The organism is Nonomuraea angiospora, from assembly GCF_014873145.1.
Taxonomy (GTDB): Bacteria; Actinomycetota; Actinomycetes; order Streptosporangiales; family Streptosporangiaceae; genus Nonomuraea; species Nonomuraea angiospora.
The window spans coordinates 666,503-682,864 of sequence record NZ_JADBEK010000001.1 but is presented as its reverse complement, the minus strand read 5'-3'; the positions used below and the strand labels follow the sequence as shown (position 1 = coordinate 682,864).

At 70.1% G+C, this 16,362-nt stretch carries 18 protein-coding genes; 10 read left to right on the top strand and 8 right to left on the bottom strand.

Translation table 11 applies throughout. From position 1 onward, the window contains the following. Positions 1–65: 65 nt before the first annotated feature. Both H4W80_RS03050 and H4W80_RS03045 read right to left on the bottom strand, forming a co-directional pair. Positions 66–299, bottom strand: coding sequence for a hypothetical protein (locus H4W80_RS03050; protein ID WP_192783655.1), 234 nt, complete (start codon positions 297–299; stop codon positions 66–68). Between the two features lie 253 nt (positions 300–552). Beyond that, complete coding sequence (locus H4W80_RS03045; RefSeq protein ID WP_192783654.1) at positions 553–1,404, bottom strand: helix-turn-helix transcriptional regulator; 852 nt, start codon at positions 1,402–1,404, stop codon at positions 553–555. 86 nt (positions 1,405–1,490) lie between these two features. Here H4W80_RS03045 and H4W80_RS03040 point away from each other — a divergent pair, with 86 nt between their 5' ends. Further along, positions 1,491–2,282: an SDR family NAD(P)-dependent oxidoreductase gene (locus H4W80_RS03040; protein WP_192783653.1), complete on the top strand. Its 792-nt coding sequence runs from the start codon at positions 1,491–1,493 to the stop codon at positions 2,280–2,282. A 32-nt stretch (positions 2,283–2,314) separates the two neighbouring features. On the opposite strand, the gene H4W80_RS03035 is transcribed toward H4W80_RS03040, so the two are convergent. From H4W80_RS03035 to H4W80_RS03025, 3 genes are all read right to left on the bottom strand, one after another. Continuing rightward, positions 2,315–2,773 (bottom strand): hypothetical protein, encoded by a 459-nt coding sequence (locus H4W80_RS03035; RefSeq protein WP_192783652.1) that lies wholly within the window; start codon positions 2,771–2,773, stop codon positions 2,315–2,317. Between the two features lie 247 nt (positions 2,774–3,020). Further along, positions 3,021–3,236, bottom strand: coding sequence for a hypothetical protein (locus H4W80_RS03030; protein WP_192783651.1), 216 nt, complete (start codon positions 3,234–3,236; stop codon positions 3,021–3,023). Positions 3,237–3,316: 80 nt separating this feature from the next. Continuing rightward, positions 3,317–3,799: a hypothetical protein gene (locus H4W80_RS03025; RefSeq protein WP_192783650.1), complete on the bottom strand. Its 483-nt coding sequence runs from the start codon at positions 3,797–3,799 to the stop codon at positions 3,317–3,319. Between the two features lie 534 nt (positions 3,800–4,333). Between H4W80_RS03025 and H4W80_RS03020 the strand changes: the two genes are divergently transcribed. The 3 genes from H4W80_RS03020 (at position 4,334) to H4W80_RS03010 (ending at position 6,848) form a co-directional block, all read left to right on the top strand. Continuing rightward, positions 4,334–4,921 (top strand): hypothetical protein, encoded by a 588-nt coding sequence (locus H4W80_RS03020; RefSeq protein ID WP_192783649.1) that lies wholly within the window; start codon positions 4,334–4,336, stop codon positions 4,919–4,921. Positions 4,922–5,065: 144 nt separating this feature from the next. Continuing rightward, positions 5,066–5,974, top strand: a complete 909-nt coding sequence (locus H4W80_RS03015; RefSeq protein ID WP_192783648.1) for a helix-turn-helix domain-containing protein — start codon at positions 5,066–5,068, stop codon at positions 5,972–5,974. A gap of 190 nt (positions 5,975–6,164) precedes the next feature. Further along, positions 6,165–6,848 (top strand): tetratricopeptide repeat protein, encoded by a 684-nt coding sequence (locus tag H4W80_RS03010; RefSeq protein WP_225963209.1) that lies wholly within the window; start codon positions 6,165–6,167, stop codon positions 6,846–6,848. 123 nt (positions 6,849–6,971) lie between these two features. On the opposite strand, the gene H4W80_RS03005 is transcribed toward H4W80_RS03010, so the two are convergent. The 3 genes from H4W80_RS03005 to H4W80_RS02995 form a co-directional block, all read right to left on the bottom strand. Further along, positions 6,972–7,277, bottom strand: a complete 306-nt coding sequence (locus tag H4W80_RS03005) for an aminotransferase-like domain-containing protein (protein ID WP_192783646.1) — start codon at positions 7,275–7,277, stop codon at positions 6,972–6,974. A 104-nt stretch (positions 7,278–7,381) separates the two neighbouring features. Continuing rightward, positions 7,382–7,705 carry a hypothetical protein gene (locus H4W80_RS03000; protein WP_192783645.1) on the bottom strand — a complete coding sequence of 108 codons (324 nt, stop codon included), beginning with the start codon at positions 7,703–7,705 and terminating at the stop codon, positions 7,382–7,384. Positions 7,706–7,841: 136 nt separating this feature from the next. Continuing rightward, positions 7,842–9,044: a pectate lyase family protein gene (locus tag H4W80_RS02995; protein ID WP_192783644.1), complete on the bottom strand. Its 1,203-nt coding sequence runs from the start codon at positions 9,042–9,044 to the stop codon at positions 7,842–7,844. Between the two features lie 223 nt (positions 9,045–9,267). Between H4W80_RS02995 and H4W80_RS02990 the strand changes: the two genes are divergently transcribed. The 6 genes from H4W80_RS02990 (at position 9,268) to H4W80_RS02965 (ending at position 16,167) form a co-directional block, all read left to right on the top strand. Next, positions 9,268–10,569: an ABC transporter substrate-binding protein gene (locus H4W80_RS02990; protein ID WP_192783643.1), complete on the top strand. Its 1,302-nt coding sequence runs from the start codon at positions 9,268–9,270 to the stop codon at positions 10,567–10,569. Continuing rightward, positions 10,566–11,501: a carbohydrate ABC transporter permease gene (locus H4W80_RS02985; RefSeq protein WP_378525994.1), complete on the top strand. Its 936-nt coding sequence runs from the start codon at positions 10,566–10,568 to the stop codon at positions 11,499–11,501. Before H4W80_RS02990 ends, H4W80_RS02985 begins: the two co-directional genes overlap by 4 nt. Next, positions 11,491–12,354: a carbohydrate ABC transporter permease gene (locus H4W80_RS02980; RefSeq protein ID WP_192783642.1), complete on the top strand. Its 864-nt coding sequence runs from the start codon at positions 11,491–11,493 to the stop codon at positions 12,352–12,354. The genes H4W80_RS02985 and H4W80_RS02980 overlap by 11 nt, the downstream gene beginning before the upstream one ends. Continuing rightward, the gene (locus H4W80_RS02975; protein WP_192783641.1) at positions 12,351–13,733 is read left to right on the top strand and encodes a Gfo/Idh/MocA family protein; all 1,383 of its coding nucleotides are present in this window, start codon (positions 12,351–12,353) and stop codon (positions 13,731–13,733) included. The genes H4W80_RS02980 and H4W80_RS02975 overlap by 4 nt, the downstream gene beginning before the upstream one ends. A 74-nt stretch (positions 13,734–13,807) precedes the next feature. Next, positions 13,808–14,887, top strand: a complete 1,080-nt coding sequence (locus H4W80_RS02970; RefSeq protein ID WP_192783640.1) for a DUF6807 domain-containing protein — start codon at positions 13,808–13,810, stop codon at positions 14,885–14,887. Further along, the gene (locus tag H4W80_RS02965) at positions 14,884–16,167 is read left to right on the top strand and encodes an ROK family transcriptional regulator (RefSeq protein WP_192783639.1); all 1,284 of its coding nucleotides are present in this window, start codon (positions 14,884–14,886) and stop codon (positions 16,165–16,167) included. Before H4W80_RS02970 ends, H4W80_RS02965 begins: the two co-directional genes overlap by 4 nt. Positions 16,168–16,362: the final 195 nt, after the last annotated feature.

The window sequence follows — 16,362 nt, the reverse complement described above, 5'->3', positions numbered from 1 at the left end:
GCGACACCGCCGCGGCCCGCCGCATTCCCGAAGTCCCCGCCGGACCCGACGTGCCAGCCCTCCGCCTAGGCAAGCCCCAGCTCCCGGCGCACGAACGCGGCACCGAACAGGTGCGTGGCGTCCAGGGCACGCGGATGCGGCCGGTTGCCGTCACGCCACTTGTCGGCCGCCTCGATCAGCGAGTCGGCCACGGCGGAGTCGCCGAAGTAGGCCTCCAGGAGGTCTTGAGCGGGTTGCTCGGTGTCGTTGATCTCGCTCCACACGATCTCGAAGTGCGCCGGCGGCACCATGGCCGTCACCGGATCACCCGAGCGCGAGGCGCTCCTCACCCACATATCTGGCGTAGGAGGCGCCGCGAATCGCCCACGCCCGCTCGATCCGCGCGGCACCGAGCCAGAGCTGACCGTTGTCGCCGCGGGCCTGGCTGATCAGTTCCAGCCCGGGCTCCAGCCGCCCGGATCGCCCTTACCAACGACATTCATGATCAATAGCGCAAGCGGCCGTGGAGCCGCAACAGCTTACCGGCCGTCGCCACGCTGACCGGCGACGATCTCAGGTCGGAACGTCCATGCGTTGCGTGCCGACGACCGCCAGCAGGCGCAGCGCCTGTTCGGAGGGTGAGCCGGGGACGGCGGTGTAGATCACGACCCGCTGGTCCCGGTCGGTGATGTCGAGAACGTCGCAGTTGACGGTGACCGGGCCCACCAGCGGATGCTGGAACGTCTTCGTCATGGCGGGTGCGCCGGCCACGTCGTGGGAGTCCCACAGCCGGGCGAACTCCTCGCTTCCCTCATGGAGCTCGCGCACCAGCTCGGCCACCTCGGGGTCGTCAGGGTAGCGGGCGGCGGTGGCGCGCAGGTGGCTGGCCGAGCGGCGGGCGAACTCGTCCGCGTCCGACACCCCGTACAGCCGCCGTCCCTGGGGGTGCGGCCCGAGGAAGACGCGGCGCACCAGGTTGCGGTCGCGGCGCGACAGGGCGGAGAAGTCCTCCATGAGCGCGGCGGCCAGGTCGTTCCAGGCGATGATCTCGTGCATCGCGGACGTCACGATCGCGGCGGCCTGCGGCAGCCGCCGCAGCAGGTCGAGGATGCTCTGGCGCACCTCGCGCGAGGGCCCCGGCACGCGTGCGGGCGGCGCGCCGGCGAGGCGGTGGAGGTGGTCGCGCTCGGCGTCGGACAGGCGGAGGGCCCGGGCCAGCCCGGCCAGCACCTCCTGCGACGGGCGTGGGCCGCGGGCCTGCTCCAGCCGGGTGTAGTACTCGGTCGAGATGAAGGCCAGCTGCGCCGCCTCCTCGCGGCGCAACCCGGGCGTACGGCGGCGCGGCCCGGCAGGCAGCCCCACGTCAGCGGGGATGATCCGCTCGCGCCTGCTGCGCAGGAAGGCCGCCAGTTCTCGTCTGTCCATACTCCCACCTTGCACCAATGTGCGCAGTTCAGGCATGTACCGGTTGTACCTGGATAAGCCCGGCGCACCGGCGCAGGCTCGCTGTCATGCACAACACCATTCCCGCCCACGAGACGTCCACGGGGCTACTGGCAGGCAAGGTCGCCTTCATCACCGGCGCCGGACGCGGCATCGGCGCCGCCGCGGCGCGGCTGTTCGCCCGGGAGGGCGCCCGGGTGCTGCTCGCGGCCCGTACGGAGGAACAACTCAAAGCGGTGACCGAGGAGGTACGGGCGGCGGGCGGCACCGCCGGCTACGTGGTGTGCGACCTGGCCGACGCGGCCAGTGTGCGCGCCGCCGTCGATCGCGTCGTGGACCTGTACGGCCGGCTCGACGTCGCCTTCAACAACGGCGCGACCATCACGCCGCCCGGCCCGATCGACCAGGTGGCCGAGGCCGACTTCGACCGCCTCTACGCCGTGAACCTCAAGGGCCCGTGGCTGGCCATGGCCGCCGAGATCGCCGCCATCCGCGCCACCGCGGGCAGCGGCGCCATCGTCAACAACTCCAGCGTCGGCAGCCTGATGGGCAACCCCGAACTGCCCGCCTACGGGGCGATGAAGCGGGCCGTCAACAGCCTCACGGAGTCGGCCGCGATCACGTACGGCCCCGAAGGAATCCGCGTCAACGCGATCGCCCCCGGCGGCACGCTGACCGAGATGATCCGTACGTGGGAGGAGCACTCCCCCGGTCTCGTCGAGCGGATCAAGGACCGCACCCCGCTGCGCCGCGCGGCCGATCCCGACGAGATCGCCCAGGCCGCCGCCTGGCTGCTCAGCGACCGCGCCTCCTTCGTGACCGGCACTGTCCTCAGGGTGGACGGCGGCGCACGCGCCTGACCGCCGGCTCTGGCACTTGAGGCGGCTCGGGCTCAGGCCAGGGCCGAGATCTCGATCCGGGTGTGGTCGGCGGGGGTCACCAGGCAGGCGAGCACGACGTTCCCCCGCTCCAGGCGCTCCCCCATGGACGAGGTCAGCCGGGCCGTGCGCTCGATCTCGTAAGGCTCGCCGGCCTGAGGGGTCACGCGGAGCCGCAACGTCCAGATGTAGCGTCCGTTGAGCTTGTTGGAGGTCTCCTCGGCCCCCAGGATCGCCGCGTCGCACGGCACCGCGGCCGCGCGCTCCTCCGGCGTGAAGGTCCGCAGCGCGGACGCTTCCAGGCTCGCGAAGGAGAGGGAGCCCATGGCGAGCAACCCCGCGGCCAGGAAGAGGCACGCCGCGCTGACGTACGCCCCGGCCCGGGTGTGCGGCTTGCGCCTCAGCACGAGGAACAGCACCACGCCCACGGTCAGTGCGACGACGGCGAAAGCCCCGAAGACGATCGATGCCATCTTTCTTTCCTCACGCTGATGGGCGGAGCCTGGTGGGCCGGCCTTGTCCGTTGCGACGCCGGTAGTCGATCAGGTGTCGCTTGCACGGCGACTGCAGCCCGGCTGATCGCGCTGCTCTCGCTCGTGCGCGGCACCCATGCGACGTTCCGGTGAGCGGGCCTCGCCGGCTTCCCTCCGCGCGGCCGATGCACCGCCTGCGACGGCCGTCACGGTCCCGCCTGCGGTCCCGCAGGGCATCTGTGGCTGATCAGGCGCTGGCCGCTGCCCGCCAGCGCCGCAGGATGTCCTCGTCATCACGGTCGCCGTGCCAGGAGGCTTCCTCGTCGATCGCGTGCGGCAGCCAGTCGTGGTAGTCAGGGGAATCGGGCGTGATGTCCCTGGTGCCGTCGATGCGGGTGCCGTCGGGCAGCACGGTGGAGGTCGGGACGCGAAGGACGCCGCCGGCCAGCATGATCGCGGTCATGTGCTTGATCCCCTCCGTCCCATCTACCACGGTTCTCTGCCCAGCATAGCGGCCCGGTGTGCCGTCGGCAGGGGTGCTGCTCAGCCGATCCCGTACCGCCCGGCGAACCAGGCATAGGCCTGCTGGGCCGCCTGTTCGTCGCCGAACAGCTGGATGAGCCGCCGGGCCCGCCGGACCAGCACGCAGGCGAAGGCTTCGGCGTACAGCTCGGTGACCGCCGCCCGGTAGGGCGGGGCGAGGCGTTCGGCGCTCGCGGCGTGCAGGGCCGTCCAGAACGCGGTCCTGGACGGCATGCCGTCCATGTCGTCGGCCGCGTGCCCCAGCTCATGGCCCGCCACGCTCGCCGACGGCGACGGCACGCTGCCCACCCCGATCATGCGCCGCCTCGGGTCGTACACGCCGGCGCTGCGCTCCCACCCGCCCTGCTGAACGGGCAGCGGGATGCCCCGTAAATGCTCGAAGCCCGGTAAGTCCGGCACGGCCCCGGGCCCCACGACGATCCCGCCGTCCAGATGAGCGGCCAGCCGCGTGCCCAAGGCGCGCGGGACCGCGGACAACGTCATGATCGCCAGCAGGGTTTCGGCAGGAGGGAACGTGGCCGGACCCCATGCCCTGCGGACGCGATCTTCGAGCGCGCCGACATGAAGCCAGCCCGGCCGTCCTCTGCTCTGGCTGGCCACCCACGTCCTCTGGTCGTCGCTCTGGCAACTGCCGACGTGCTGCCGGGCGCATGAGGGGGCGGGGGTACGGCGCAGGCGCGGCAACACAGTCGTTGATCGCGAACTTTAGCGGCCGGCGGGTCGCGCCGCATCTTCATCGGGCCGGACTCACCCCCCGTACAGCCATCGCCACGCAGGCGATTCAAGGAGAAGGCCGGCGGAGGTGTCGAATCGGCGGTCGCGGACGCTCGGCGGCGCGTGACGCTAGCGCCCCTGGTGGGTGGCGAGCCCTTCGATGGTGTGGAGCTCCTGGTCGATTTTCGCGAGGGCGGCGCGGCGGTGGTCCGGCTCGCTTCGGCCGGGCTCCGGGGTTGCTCGCGCCGGTGCTCAAGATGCGCCAGCAGGGTCTCGCCGCCCAGGCCGCGGGCGGCGAAGGCGATGACGATCGTGGCGGATCGCATCAGGCACCAGCCCGGCCGGAGCCTGGCGTCCCTCGCGACCGGCGGTGTCCCGCACCAGCAGGCGCAGGAACTCGCCGCGCTGCTCGATGACGCGCACGTGCGCGACGCCGGGTTCGTAGCGGGGGTGGCGTGTTCCAGGTCCGCGATGACCTCCCACACGGCCTCGAACGGGGCGGCGATGCGACACTGCCCGCCGAGGCGCCCGCGGCGGGCCGACGGCGGCCCGGACTGGTTCCGGGTCCTGGACGTCGACGACCGGATCTACGCCGCCCGCTACAGCCTCGCCGACCCCACCTTGGCCCCGCCCGGACACGAACTCCTCCAGATCTCCGCCGCCTGCGCCCCAGGCGAGCGAAAAGCCGACGCCGAACGCCGCGCGCAGCATCTTCTCGACGAGTCCTGGCCCGGTCGGCGCGCCGCGGTGCGCGGCCGCGACCTCACCGTGGCCACAGACCAATCCGCCGCGCCGGGACTGCTTGCCGAGGTCGGAATCAGCGCCGCGCAACTCGCCCTCCAGCACCTCGACGAAGCCTCCACGTCCACCGGAGCCCGCGTGCGAGCCTGACTCCCCCACGATCAGGCCGGTCCCGGTGAACATGCTCGACCGGGACCGGCGCAGCCGTTCACGCCCCGTCAACGGCTGCTCCACGGCGAGAATCTCCGGCAAACCGCTTGAGATTCCACCGGGTGGAAGGTGCAGATTCGAACCATGAACGACGTACCGGGTCTTTACACGATCGGGCAGCTGGCCCAGCGCACGGGGCTGCAGGCGCGCACGATCCGCTTCTGGTCCGATTGCGGCGTCGTCCCCCCGGCCCAGAGGTCAGGGGGCGGGTACCGGCTCTATGACGCGGAGGCGGTCGCGCGGCTGGACCTGGTCCGGACGCTTCGCGAGCTCGGGCTCGGGCTCGACGCCATCCAGCAGGTGCTGGAGCAGCGGGCCACGCTGAGCGAAGTCGCGGACCTGCACGTCAAGGCGCTCGACGCCGAGATCCGCACCCTGAAGGTACGCCGGTCCGTCCTGCGCGTTCTCGCCAACCGTGACAGCTCGACCAAGGAGGTCGCATTGATCAACGCGCTAGCCCGGCTGTCGGCACGGGAACGCCGGCAGATCATCGATGATTTCGTCGACCGCGCGTTCGCCGGCGTCGTCGACGAGGACGCGGCGCTGGTCGCGGGCTGGATGCGCGACCTGCCGCCGGACCTCCCCGACGACCCTGCCTCCGAACAGATCGACGCCTGGGTGGAACTGGCCGAACTGGTGGGTGACGGCAGCTTCCAGCAGACGGTCCGGGGGATGGTTCTCAGCGGCGAGGACGACAACCGCCTGGAGTACGGCCTGACTCTCCGGCCCTTGGTCCTGGAGCACGCGGGTGCCGCTCTGTCGCGCGGAATCGCGCCGGAGTCGGCCGGGGCGCGCCTGATCCTGGAGCGGATCATCCCTGACGGCCTTCCCGCCGACGAGACCGCCGCCCTGATCGCGTGGTTGGACCTGGTCGCCGAGCCCCGAGTGGAGCGGTACTGGCAGCTCCTGAGCATCCTCAAGGGCCAGAAGCCGTCCCCGCCGGCGGTCCCGGCCTTCGCATGGGTGCTGGCCGCGCTGCGCGCACACCGCTGATCCGTCCGGCACACCTTCGAGGGGACAGCTGTGCCGACTCTGGCCCGCGAGATGCGTACCTCCGGCGTCGCGGTCACGGCCTTGAGTTCGTGCCATCGAAGGTTGGATGGGTCTGAGAGCTTGTTGAGATCGCCGGCGTACGGTCTCATGGACCGCGACGAGGGGCATCACCGAGATGAGCGGGGCAGGCATGGAGGGACCCATCGAGAAGGCCAAGCCGTCCTGCGAGCACGCCGTCTTCGTCGGCGATGTCGGTGAGCCGGCCGCGGCGGAGCGGGAGCTGGACAAGGTCGAAGCCGATCTCGCTCTGGCCCGGGGACGGATCTTGCACGCGCGGTTCCTCGATGACCGGCGCGAGGACCCGCGTGAGCTGGCGCTGTTCGAGCGTGCGACACACCTGTACCGGACGCTGGGCGATGCGGCGGGCGAGGCGGATGCGGTGTTCTGGGAGGGCTGTTTCCACCAGGTCGTACGGAGCGACCCCGACCGTGCCATTCCTCTCCTTGAGCAGTCGTACGACTTGGCCACTGCGGCAGGCGACCGACACACCCAGTGGGAAGTGCTCCGGCACCTGGGGATCGCGGACCATGCCGCGGGCCGGCTGGACGCCGCCCGGGAGCATTTGGAGGCATCGGTACGGCTGTGCCGGGAGCTCGGGCTGCCGGCCGCTGTCGCCGCCAACCAGGTAGGGCTGATCTACATCGCCACCGCGCAAGGACGACGGGACGACGCGGTGGCGCTGGCGGCAGAGGCGTACGCCACCGCCGAGGCGTGCGGGGCCCACCGCATCATGCGGCAGGTCGAGGAGGCCCGTATCCAGGCCATGGCGCCGGACACCGTTCATGGCGAGATCCATGATCAGAACGCGCCTTGAGCCGCTGAAGCTTTGATGTCGCTCCGTTCACACCCTCGAGTGTTGCGGCTGAGGATCCTCTTGACGGAACACCAGCTCATTCCAGACGCTGCAGTTGCTCGGAGAAGCGGGACTGTCAGAAGATCACTCCGGCCCGTCAAGCAGCCTGGCCAGGGCCGTCAGAGCCGGGCGGAAGGCATGGTCGGCGGGGGCCCCATACCCCACGACCAATGCCTGGGGCCCCGTGGCGAGGTGCCGGAACTCGGTGAGCGTACGAAGCGCCAACCCCGCCCGGGCGGCGCGCCGAAGCGTCTGCTCCGCGTCCATCTCTTCCGGCAGGAGGACGAGGGCATGGAGTCCGGCGGCGACACCGGCCAGGCGTGGAACGAGGGAACAGGCGGCCAGCATCTGGGCGAGCTCGATGCGGCGGCGCCGGTACGTCGTACGCATGCGGCGCACATGCGCGTCGAAGCCACCGCTGGTGATGCTCGGCGAGGGTGAGCTGGTCCATCACGCCTTCTCCCCGGTCCATGGCGGTCTTGGCGGCGACCAGATCATCCATGAGCGGGCGTGGGCAGGCCGGCCAGCCCAGGCGCCAGGGACTTGCCGGCCGTCCCCGCGTACACCACGTGCTCGGGGTCCATCTGCTGCAGCGCTCCGACCGGCTGGCGGTCGGAGCGGAACTCTCCGTCGTAGTCGTCCTCCACGACGTACGCGCCGCGCTTGCGGGCCCAGCGGACGAGCTCGGTACGGCGGGCAGGAGACATCGGCATGCCCAGCGGGTACTGGTGGGCGGGTGTCACCAGAACCGCTCCTGCCGACGTGGTGGCGAGCACGTCCACTCGCAGGCCGGTGCCGTGCGATGCCGAGGGCCGCATCACGGAACCTGGGCGCCGAGGGGTCCTCGACCGCCACGGCGGCGATCCCGCGCTCGCGCGGCACCTGGCAGATCAGGGCCCAGGACTGGGTGAAGCCGGAGCAGACGATCAGTTGGGCGGCGGTGACGTCGTCGCCTTACCTGCCGATCGAGTCCTGCGGGCCGGAGAAGGCGGCCAGCACCTCGGGAAGGGCGGTGGCGGGGTCGAGGGTGTAGGAGTAGAAGGCCGTCGGGTCGAAGGCGGTCCCCTGCTCCTTGATGAGGCCGTCGCGCCAGGAGCTCGTGCCGGTGACGACGTTGCCCCGCTGGACCAGCTCGCCGGCGGGGTCGACGAAGTAGGGGTCGGCCACGTCGTGGAAGAGGCTGTGCTCGATCACGGCCTTGGTCTCGCCACGCGCCCAGTTGCCGTACGACCTGATGTCATGCAGGTAGTTGCTGTACATGTGCATGTTGAGCAAGTTGCCGCCGCTGGGATTGCGCTGATTCGTGCGGGCGAACCAGTTGTGGTGCAGAGTCATCCGCGTGATGAGGTTGGCCGTCCAGCCGATGCCGAGGGTCTTGTTGTTCTCCAGGAACTGGTTCCACGACACCGTGATGTCGGTGGCGTCCTTGCGGCTGTCGAGCAGGCCGTCGTTCATCCGGGCGAGCCGGTTGTGGTCGATCCAGACCTTCGTCGCGGAATCGATCTGGATGGCGTCGTAGTCGAAGTCCTTGTCGTCCGGGTCGTCCTCGGGCATGAGGGTGTCGCGGATCGTCAGGTTCCGGATGATCACGTTGCTCGTCGTGGCGCCGAGGAAAAAGCCGCCGCCGACGATCTCTCCTGCCGTACCGACCCCGACGATGGTCTTGTTGGAGGCCACTTTGAGCTCGGTGCCCTTCGGGCTGATCTCGATCGCCCCGGCGACCTTGATGACGTACGGCTCGGCGGCCGTGACGTAGGTGTTCAGCTCCTCCTGGGTGGTCACGGTGACGACCTGGCCGCCCTGGCCCCCGGTGGTGCCCGCGGCGAAGCCGTCGGCCTGGTCGGACCAGTGGCGCGGCCCGCCCACCGGGCGGAACGTCCAGAGCCGGTCGGCGATCTGGTACTTGCCGTCGCCCGCGTAGGTCAGGGTGATCTTGGTGGAGCCGCGGTTGGCGCCGTTGACCAGGCGCACCTGACCGCCCGCCGCGGCTTGCAGGCGGATCTCGGCGTCCTGGCCGCGGCAGGGCCGTTCCCGGAGCTTGATGTCCAGGCACCTGCCGGTCTCGGCGTTGACGATGTGGTAGCCGCCGCCTATGTAGCCGGCGGCTGAGGCCGGGGTCGCGGTGGCGGCGAGCAGGATCAGGGTGGCAGCCGCCATGGCGGCATGACGCGCAAGGGTCACGGGGGGTTCGCTTTCCTGAGGAGACCCCGCCGTGGTGGTCTTCGCACGGCCGGGGTTCTGGGGGCGAGGTGCCCTCACTGTAGGAATGCCCCGGAATTACTGTCAATGGCTTTCCTTAATATTTGTTTCACCGATTGACGTAACCCGAAACCTCGCCGTAGCCTCCTCGCAACCCCCCGTGCGAAGGGCAAGACGACTGATGATTTCCAGAAGAGACATGCTGCGCACCGCCGGCCTGACCGGGCTCGGTCTTGCCGTGGCCGCCTGTGGCCGTGGCTTCGGAGGCGGCGGCAGCGAGGCGGCCTCCGGCAAAATCGAGCTGAACATGGTCTGGTGGGGCGACGCTTTCCGAGCCCAGAAGACCCAGGCCGCGCTCGACCTGTTCATGAAAGCCAACCCGGGCATCACCATCAAGACCGAGTACCAGGACAGCGGCCCCTACAAGGACAAGCTGGCCACGCGCTTCGCCGCCGGCAATCCGCCGGACCTGATGATGATGCGGATGGACAGCTTGCGGGAGTACGCCGACCGCAAGTCGCTGCTCAATCTCAATGACCACCCCGGCATCGTGGACACCGCCAACCTCAGCCAGGCCGCGGTGAACCTCACCAAGGTCGGCGACGCCGTCTACGGCATCCCCTCGGGGCTCAACGCGATCGGCTTCATCGTCAACAAGACGATCACCGACCAGTACGGCGTGACCATCCCCGACGGCGCCACCTGGACCTGGCAGGACCTGGCCAAGTTCGCCAAGGAGGTCACCGACAAGAGCGGTAAGAAGGTCTACGGCACCCTGGTGGACCCGGCGACCCTGGCCAACCTGGTCGTCTACGTCTCCCAGCAGGGCGAGGACCTCTTCACCGCCGACGGCAAGTTCGGGGTCAGCGAGGCCACGCTCACCGCGTGGTTCCAGATGTTCGAGGACATGCGCAAGGAGGGCGGCTTCCCGCCCGCCGGATTCGTCGAGACGACCGGCTCCTCGCCCGACCAGTCCTACATCGCCAAGGGCTCCGTCGCCTCGCAGATCATCCCGAGCAACGGTCTCCTCGGCTACAACAAGGTCGCCGGCGGCAACCTGGTGCTGCTGGGCATCCCCGGCGAGGCCACCGCCAAGCGGCGCGGCACGAACATCGGCACCCCGGCGCTGTGGTCGATCGCAGCCTCCTCCAAGCACCCGAAGGAGGCGCTGCGGCTGCTCAACTTCCTCATCAACGACGTGGAGGCCAACAAGGCCATGGGCACCACCCGCGGCGTGCCCGCCAGCACCGTCGTCGCCGACGCGATCAAGCCGACGATGGAGAAGGACGACCAGGTGGCCACCGACTACCTGATCGGCCTGCAGAAGCAGACACTGGTCGCCGTGCCGCCCTACCCCAAGGGCGCCAGCGGCATCCAGGACGAACTCACCGCGGTCGCCCCCGAGGTCGAGCACGGGCGACTGACCCCGGCCGAGGCCGCCAAAAAGGTCATCGAGGCGGCGACGAAGGCGCTGTCGCAGTGACGCTCGCGCCTGTGGAGGACCTGGCCGTGTCCGGGGCACCCGTTTCGCCACGCAAGGCGGCGAAACCACCTCAGGACCGGTCGGGCTACCTGTTCATCCTGCCCTGGTTCCTCGGGATGGCCTTCACGATCATCCCGTTCTTCGCCTCGCTCTACCTGGCCTTCACCGACTACAACCTGCTGAACGTCCCGAACTGGATCGGCCTGGAGAACTTCGCCGAGATGTTCTCCGACGACACCTGGTGGCAGTCGGTCAAGGTCACGTTCGTCTACACCTTCGTCTCGGTGCCCCTCTCGCTGGCCGCCGCGCTGGGCGTCGCCATGCTCCTCAACCGGGGCGTGCGGGGCCTGCCGGTCTACCGGGCGATCTTCTATCTGCCCTCGCTGCTGGGCGGCAGCGTGGCACTGGTGCTGCTGTGGCGCTACATCTTCGGCCTCAACGGCATCGTCAACGCCTTCCTCGGCTTCTTCGGCGTCGAGAAGATCGGATGGACCTCCGATCCGGACTACGCCCTCACCACGCTGATCATCCTGCACATCTGGACGTTCGGCTCCCCCATGGTGATCTTCCTGGCCGGCCTGAAGCAGATCCCGGCGATGTACTACGAGGCCGCCGCCATCGACGGGGCGACCAAGTGGCAGCAGTTCCGCAAGATCACGCTGCCGCTGCTCAGCCCGATCATCTTCTTCAACCTGATCCAGTCGCTGATCTCCTCCTTCCAGACCTTCACCCAGGGGTTCATCTTCAGCGGCGGCAAGGGCGGGCCGGCCAACTCCACGATGTTCTACAACCTCTACCTCTACAAGCAGGGGTTCGAGCAGTTCCACATGGGCTACGCCTCGGCGATGGCCTGGATGCTGCTGATCATCATCGCGGCGTTCACCGGCCTCAACTTCCTCATGGCCAAGCGGTGGGTGCACTATGACAACTGACGAGAGCTACATCGAGCGCATCGGCAACAGCCGCCGCAGACGCTTCACCAAACACCTGCTGCTCTGCCTGGCGAGCATCGTCATGCTCTACCCGTTGCTGTGGCTGGTGTCCAGCTCGCTCAAGCCGACCGGGATCGTCTTCAAGGATCTGTCGCTCTGGCCCGCCGAGTGGGACCTCTCCAACTACGCCGGGGGCTGGACGGCCCTGCAGTTCCCCTTCGACCTCTACCTGGTCAACTCGGTCGTCATCGTCGTGCTGAGCATCCTGGGCAACCTGCTGTCGTGCTCGCTGGCCGCCTACGCCTTCGCCCGGCTCAACTTCCGTGGCCGCAAGCTCTTCTTCGCGCTGACGCTCGGCACGATGATGCTTCCGGGTCACGTGCTGCTGGTGCCGCAGTACATCGTCTTCGCCAAGCTGGGCTGGCTCAACACCTACTACCCGCTGATCGTCCCCAACTTCCTGGCCACCAGCGCCTTCTACATCTTCCTCATGGTGCAGTTCATCCGCTCGCTGCCCAGGGAGCTGGACGAGGCGGCCCGCATCGACGGCGCGGGCACGTTCCGGATCTTCTGGAGCGTCATCCTGCCGCTGTGCAAGCCTGCCTTCGCGACCACGGCGATCTTCACGTTCATCTCGACGTGGAACGAGTTCTTCAGCCCGCTGCTCTACCTGACCGAGCAGGAGCTGTACACCGTCCCGCTGGCGCTGAGGCAGTTCATCGACTCCGAGGGCCAGTCGCAGTGGGGGCAGATGTTCGCCATGTCGTTCGTCTCCCTCGCCCCGGTCATCGGGTTCTTCATCGCCGGCCAGAAGTACCTGGTCAAGGGCATCGCCACCACAGGACTGAAATGAGACGCTACGCCTTCGTCGGGACCGGCTCACGCGCCCGGATGTACCTGGACGCCCTGCTCGGCCCCTACGCCGACCTCGGCCGTCCGGTGGCCTTCTGCGACACCAACGAGGTGCGCATGGCCTACTACGACCGGGTCGCGGGCGCCCCGCTGCCGCACTACGCCCCTGACGACTACGACCGGGTGCTGGAGGGGTCGGACGTGGTGGTGGTCACCTCGCCCGACTTCACGCACGCCGGCTACGTCAGCCGCGCGCTGCGCGCGGGCGTGGACGTGGTCGTGGAGAAGCCCATGACCACCGACCTGGAGGGGTTGCGGGAGATCGGCTCGGCCCTGGTCGAGGGTACGGCGGAGCTGACGGTCACCTTCAACTACCGGTATTCGCCACGCAACAGTCTCATCAGGCAGCTGATCGCCGACGGCGAAATCGGCGAGGTCACCTCGGTCACCTTCGAGTGGTGTCTGGACACCGTGCACGGCGCCGACTACTTCCGCCGCTGGCACCGCGACAAGTCCGCCTCCGGCGGGCTGCTGGTACACAAGGCCACCCACCACTTCGACCTGGTCAACTGGTGGCTGCACGACCGGCCCGAGGTCGTCTTCGCCCGCGGCGGGCTGCGCTTCTACGGCCCCGCCAACGCCGCGCGCCGCGGCCTGGGACCGCGGCCGGACCGGGGGCCGGTCGCGGGCGACCCGTTCACCCTGGACCTGGCCTCCGACGAGAAACTCCGCGAGCTGTACGGCGCCGGCGAACACCTCGACGGCTACATCCGCGACCGCGACGTCTTCTCCGACGGCATCACCATCGAGGACAACCTCAACGTCGTCGTCGGCTACCGAGGCGGGGCGTCGATGTCGTACAGCCTGCACGCGCACTGCCCGTGGGAGGGCTACCGGGTCGCGATCAACGGTACGGCGGGGCGGATCGAGCTCGACGTGGTGGAACGGCCCCACGTCTCCCCGACGGACGCCTTGGCGACCATCGGCGCGGCCACGGCCAACCCGGATTCCGGTACGACACGCGGCTCGGTCGCCCACCGCGAGGGCGAGCCCGACCCGAGGACCGAGCCCGAGGGCTCCAGGAGCGGCCCCGCCGGCAGCGGGCACCGCACCCGCGGTTCGCGCCTGTTGCTGCAGCGGCACTGGGAACCCGCCGTCGAGGTTCCCATCCCCGACGGGGCCGGCGGCCACGGCGGCGGGGACGCGATGTTGCTGCGCGACGTCTTCGGCGGACCCTCTGGTGACCCGTTGCGCCGCCAGGCCGGGTTCGCCGATGGGGCGGCCGGCGTGCTGGTCGGGGTGGCGGGCAACGAGTCGTTGCGCACCGGCCGCGCCGTACGGCTGGACGAGCTCGAGCCGATCCCGGGCATGTCCGCGTGATGACGCCTGGCGTGCTCGTGGCGGCATCGTCCCGGGGCTACGCTCAGAACTCCCGAGTACCAGAAGGCGGCGAGATGTCGGCGGAAGTGTTGCGGCTCGACGGGCGTGAGGTGGCCATCTACGTCTGGCAGCCGGAAGCACCCGCCTCCAGCTCGCCTCGTCCGTTCCTGCACCCGGTGCGCACGCTGGCCGGCCGTACCGTCACCGACGCGGTCCCGGTCTCGCACCCGCACCAGTTCGGCATCGGCGTGGCCTACCCCGACATCCACGGGGTCAACTTCTGGGGCGGGCGCACCTTCGTCTCCGGCCATGGCCCGGCCTGGCTGGACAACCACGGCTCCCAGCGGCACGAGCGCTGGGAACGGCGCGGAGGCGGCGAGCTGGCGCACAGCCTGCGCTGGCTCGGCCCGGACGAGCGGATGCTGCTGCGTGAGCGGCGCGTGATCGGCTGCGAGCAGGTATCGGGCAGCGTGTGGTCGCTGTCGGTGCGCAGCAGGCTGGCCAATGTCACCGACCGGCCGCTGGAGGTGCGCAGCCCAGCTGCCAGCGGGCGGGTGGGCGCGGGGTACGGCGGCTTCTTCTGGCGCGGCCCGGCGGTGCCGGGCGCGACGGTGCTGAGCCCGGCGGGGACGGGCGTCGAGCCGGTGCACGGGCACAGCGCCGAGTGGGTGGCGGTGGCGGTGGCCGACTGGACGATGGTGTTCGCGCCCGGCGACGCCGACACCGCCCGCGACCGGTGGTTCGTGCGGGCCCGCGACTACCTCGGGGTGGGTTCGAGCGTGGCCTGGGACGCGCCCCTGGTGCTGCAGCCGGGTGAGGAGATCGCCCGCCACGTGGTGACCCTGATCGCCGACGGCGCGCTGAACGCCGATTCGGCGGCCGAACTGGTAGCGGAAAACGGACGCGGCGCGGCGACCAGCGGCGCGGCGGCCAGCGGCGCGGCGGCCAGCGGCGCGGCGGCCAGCGGCGCGGCGGCCAGCGGCGCGGCGACCGACGGCGCGGCGACCGACGGCGCGGCGACCGACGGCGCGGCGACCGACGGCGCGGCGACCGACGGCGTGGCGACCGACGGCGTGGCGGACCACGGGCTCCCCGCAGCGGATCGGCCGGTGCTCGACGGCACACCGGGCTTCCACTCGTTGCCGGTGGCATGACGGCCTTCCGGCAGAACGGGCCGCGGCCGCCCGACAGCGCTGTCCGGCAGGAGGATCTGCGCGATCTCAACCTCGAGGTGGTCCTCCAGCGCATCCTCGGCGCGGGCAGCCCGATCTCGCGCACCGAACTGGCCACCGCGACCGGGCTGACCCGGCCAACGATCACCCGTATCACCGAGGAACTCCTCGCCGGGCGGCTCATCACCGAGAAGGGTGTCACCCACAACGGTCGCGCGGGCCGTCCCCGGGTGGGCCTGACCCTGTCCGACCAGGGACCCGCCGGGCTGGGCCTGGACATCCGCGCCGACGGGCTGGCCGCCTGCGTCGTGGACCTCACCGGCACGGTGCGGCATCTGACGTTCGCGCCCATGCCGTACACCGGGCGTGATGCCGGGGCGGTGCTGGGCGAGCTGACCCGTATGGGGCGCGAGGCGATCGAGGCGGTCAGGGTCAAGGAGCTGACCGTGATCACCGCGACGCTGGCCGTACCCGGACCCGTCGACGGCGGGGTGGTGCGCATCGCGCCCGCGCTGGGCTGGCGCGACGTCGACGCCGGAACGTTCCTGGCCGACCTGGGCGTGCCGTGCGCGGTGGACAACGAGGCCAACCTGGCCGCGCTGGGCGAGCTGTATGCCGGGGACGACCCCCTGGGGAGTTTCCTGTACGTGTCGGGAGGACTCGGCATCGGCGCCGGGATCGTGCTGAACGGCACCCTGATGCGGGGGGCACGTGGCTGGAGCGGCGAGCTGGGGCACGTGACCGTCGAGTCGGAGGGCGCCACGTGTGCCTGCGGGTCGCGCGGCTGCCTGGAAACCTACGCCAGCACCGGCGCCATCCTCGGCGCGCTGCCAGGAGCAACCAACCGGACGGACGCCCTCGAAAGCGCCGTCCCGCCCGGCGTCGTCCCCGGACGAGCCGGTGGCACTTTCGAGGGGATCAACCCCGACTCCGTCATCACCACCCGCGCCGAGGCCGACGACCCCGCCGCGCTGGCCGCGCTCGACCGGGCCGGGAGCGCGCTCGGCATCGCGCTGTCCGGCGCGGTCAACGTGCTCGACGTCGGCACCGTCCTGCTCGGCGGCAGTTTCGCGCTGCTGTCGTCGTGGCTGATCGACTCGGTGCGCGCCGAGATCGACCGCCGGGTGGTGACCGCCTCCTGGTCGCCGGTCACCGTCCGCCCCACCCTGCTCGGCCCGGACGCGGCCGTCATCGGCGCGGCACTCACCTCCATCGACCAGATCCGCCGCCGCCCCACCACCTGGCTGTCCCGCCAGAGCTGAACCGTCGCCCGCGCCTGCTGGAGATCGTGCCTGTGGTTGACGCGTGGGATGGCCTTCGAGAAGAGCGAGTGCTGGCCTCCGGCCTGCGATCCGGCCCTCAGCGCCAGCGGCATGATCACGATGGATATCGTTACCCAAACAGCTTCAGTTGTGATCCATTGACGTGGTGTAACTCTGAGAATCGTTACTCAAATT

Excerpts from the sequence above, each read along its gene's own strand:
- H4W80_RS03045 (WP_192783654.1), bottom strand. The coding sequence starts at position 1,404 with ATGGACAGACGAGAACTGGCGGCCTTCCTGCGCAGCAGGCGCGAGCGG.
- H4W80_RS03040 (WP_192783653.1), top strand. The coding sequence starts at position 1,491 with ATGCACAACACCATTCCCGCCCACGAGACGTCCACGGGGCTACTGGCA.
- H4W80_RS03035 (WP_192783652.1), bottom strand. The coding sequence starts at position 2,773 with ATGGCATCGATCGTCTTCGGGGCTTTCGCCGTCGTCGCACTGACCGTG.
- H4W80_RS03030 (WP_192783651.1), bottom strand. The coding sequence starts at position 3,236 with ATGACCGCGATCATGCTGGCCGGCGGCGTCCTTCGCGTCCCGACCTCC.
- H4W80_RS03025 (WP_192783650.1), bottom strand. The coding sequence starts at position 3,799 with ATGACGTTGTCCGCGGTCCCGCGCGCCTTGGGCACGCGGCTGGCCGCT.
- H4W80_RS03020 (WP_192783649.1), top strand. The coding sequence starts at position 4,334 with ATGACGATCGTGGCGGATCGCATCAGGCACCAGCCCGGCCGGAGCCTG.
- H4W80_RS03015 (WP_192783648.1), top strand. The coding sequence starts at position 5,066 with ATGAACGACGTACCGGGTCTTTACACGATCGGGCAGCTGGCCCAGCGC.
- H4W80_RS03010 (WP_225963209.1), top strand. The coding sequence starts at position 6,165 with ATGGAGGGACCCATCGAGAAGGCCAAGCCGTCCTGCGAGCACGCCGTC.
- H4W80_RS03005 (WP_192783646.1), bottom strand. The coding sequence starts at position 7,277 with ATGCGTACGACGTACCGGCGCCGCCGCATCGAGCTCGCCCAGATGCTG.
- H4W80_RS03000 (WP_192783645.1), bottom strand. The coding sequence starts at position 7,705 with ATGCGGCCCTCGGCATCGCACGGCACCGGCCTGCGAGTGGACGTGCTC.
- H4W80_RS02995 (WP_192783644.1), bottom strand. The coding sequence starts at position 9,044 with ATGGCGGCTGCCACCCTGATCCTGCTCGCCGCCACCGCGACCCCGGCC.
- H4W80_RS02990 (WP_192783643.1), top strand. The coding sequence starts at position 9,268 with ATGATTTCCAGAAGAGACATGCTGCGCACCGCCGGCCTGACCGGGCTC.
- H4W80_RS02980 (WP_192783642.1), top strand. The coding sequence starts at position 11,491 with ATGACAACTGACGAGAGCTACATCGAGCGCATCGGCAACAGCCGCCGC.
- H4W80_RS02975 (WP_192783641.1), top strand. The coding sequence starts at position 12,351 with ATGAGACGCTACGCCTTCGTCGGGACCGGCTCACGCGCCCGGATGTAC.
- H4W80_RS02970 (WP_192783640.1), top strand. The coding sequence starts at position 13,808 with ATGTCGGCGGAAGTGTTGCGGCTCGACGGGCGTGAGGTGGCCATCTAC.
- H4W80_RS02965 (WP_192783639.1), top strand. The coding sequence starts at position 14,884 with ATGACGGCCTTCCGGCAGAACGGGCCGCGGCCGCCCGACAGCGCTGTC.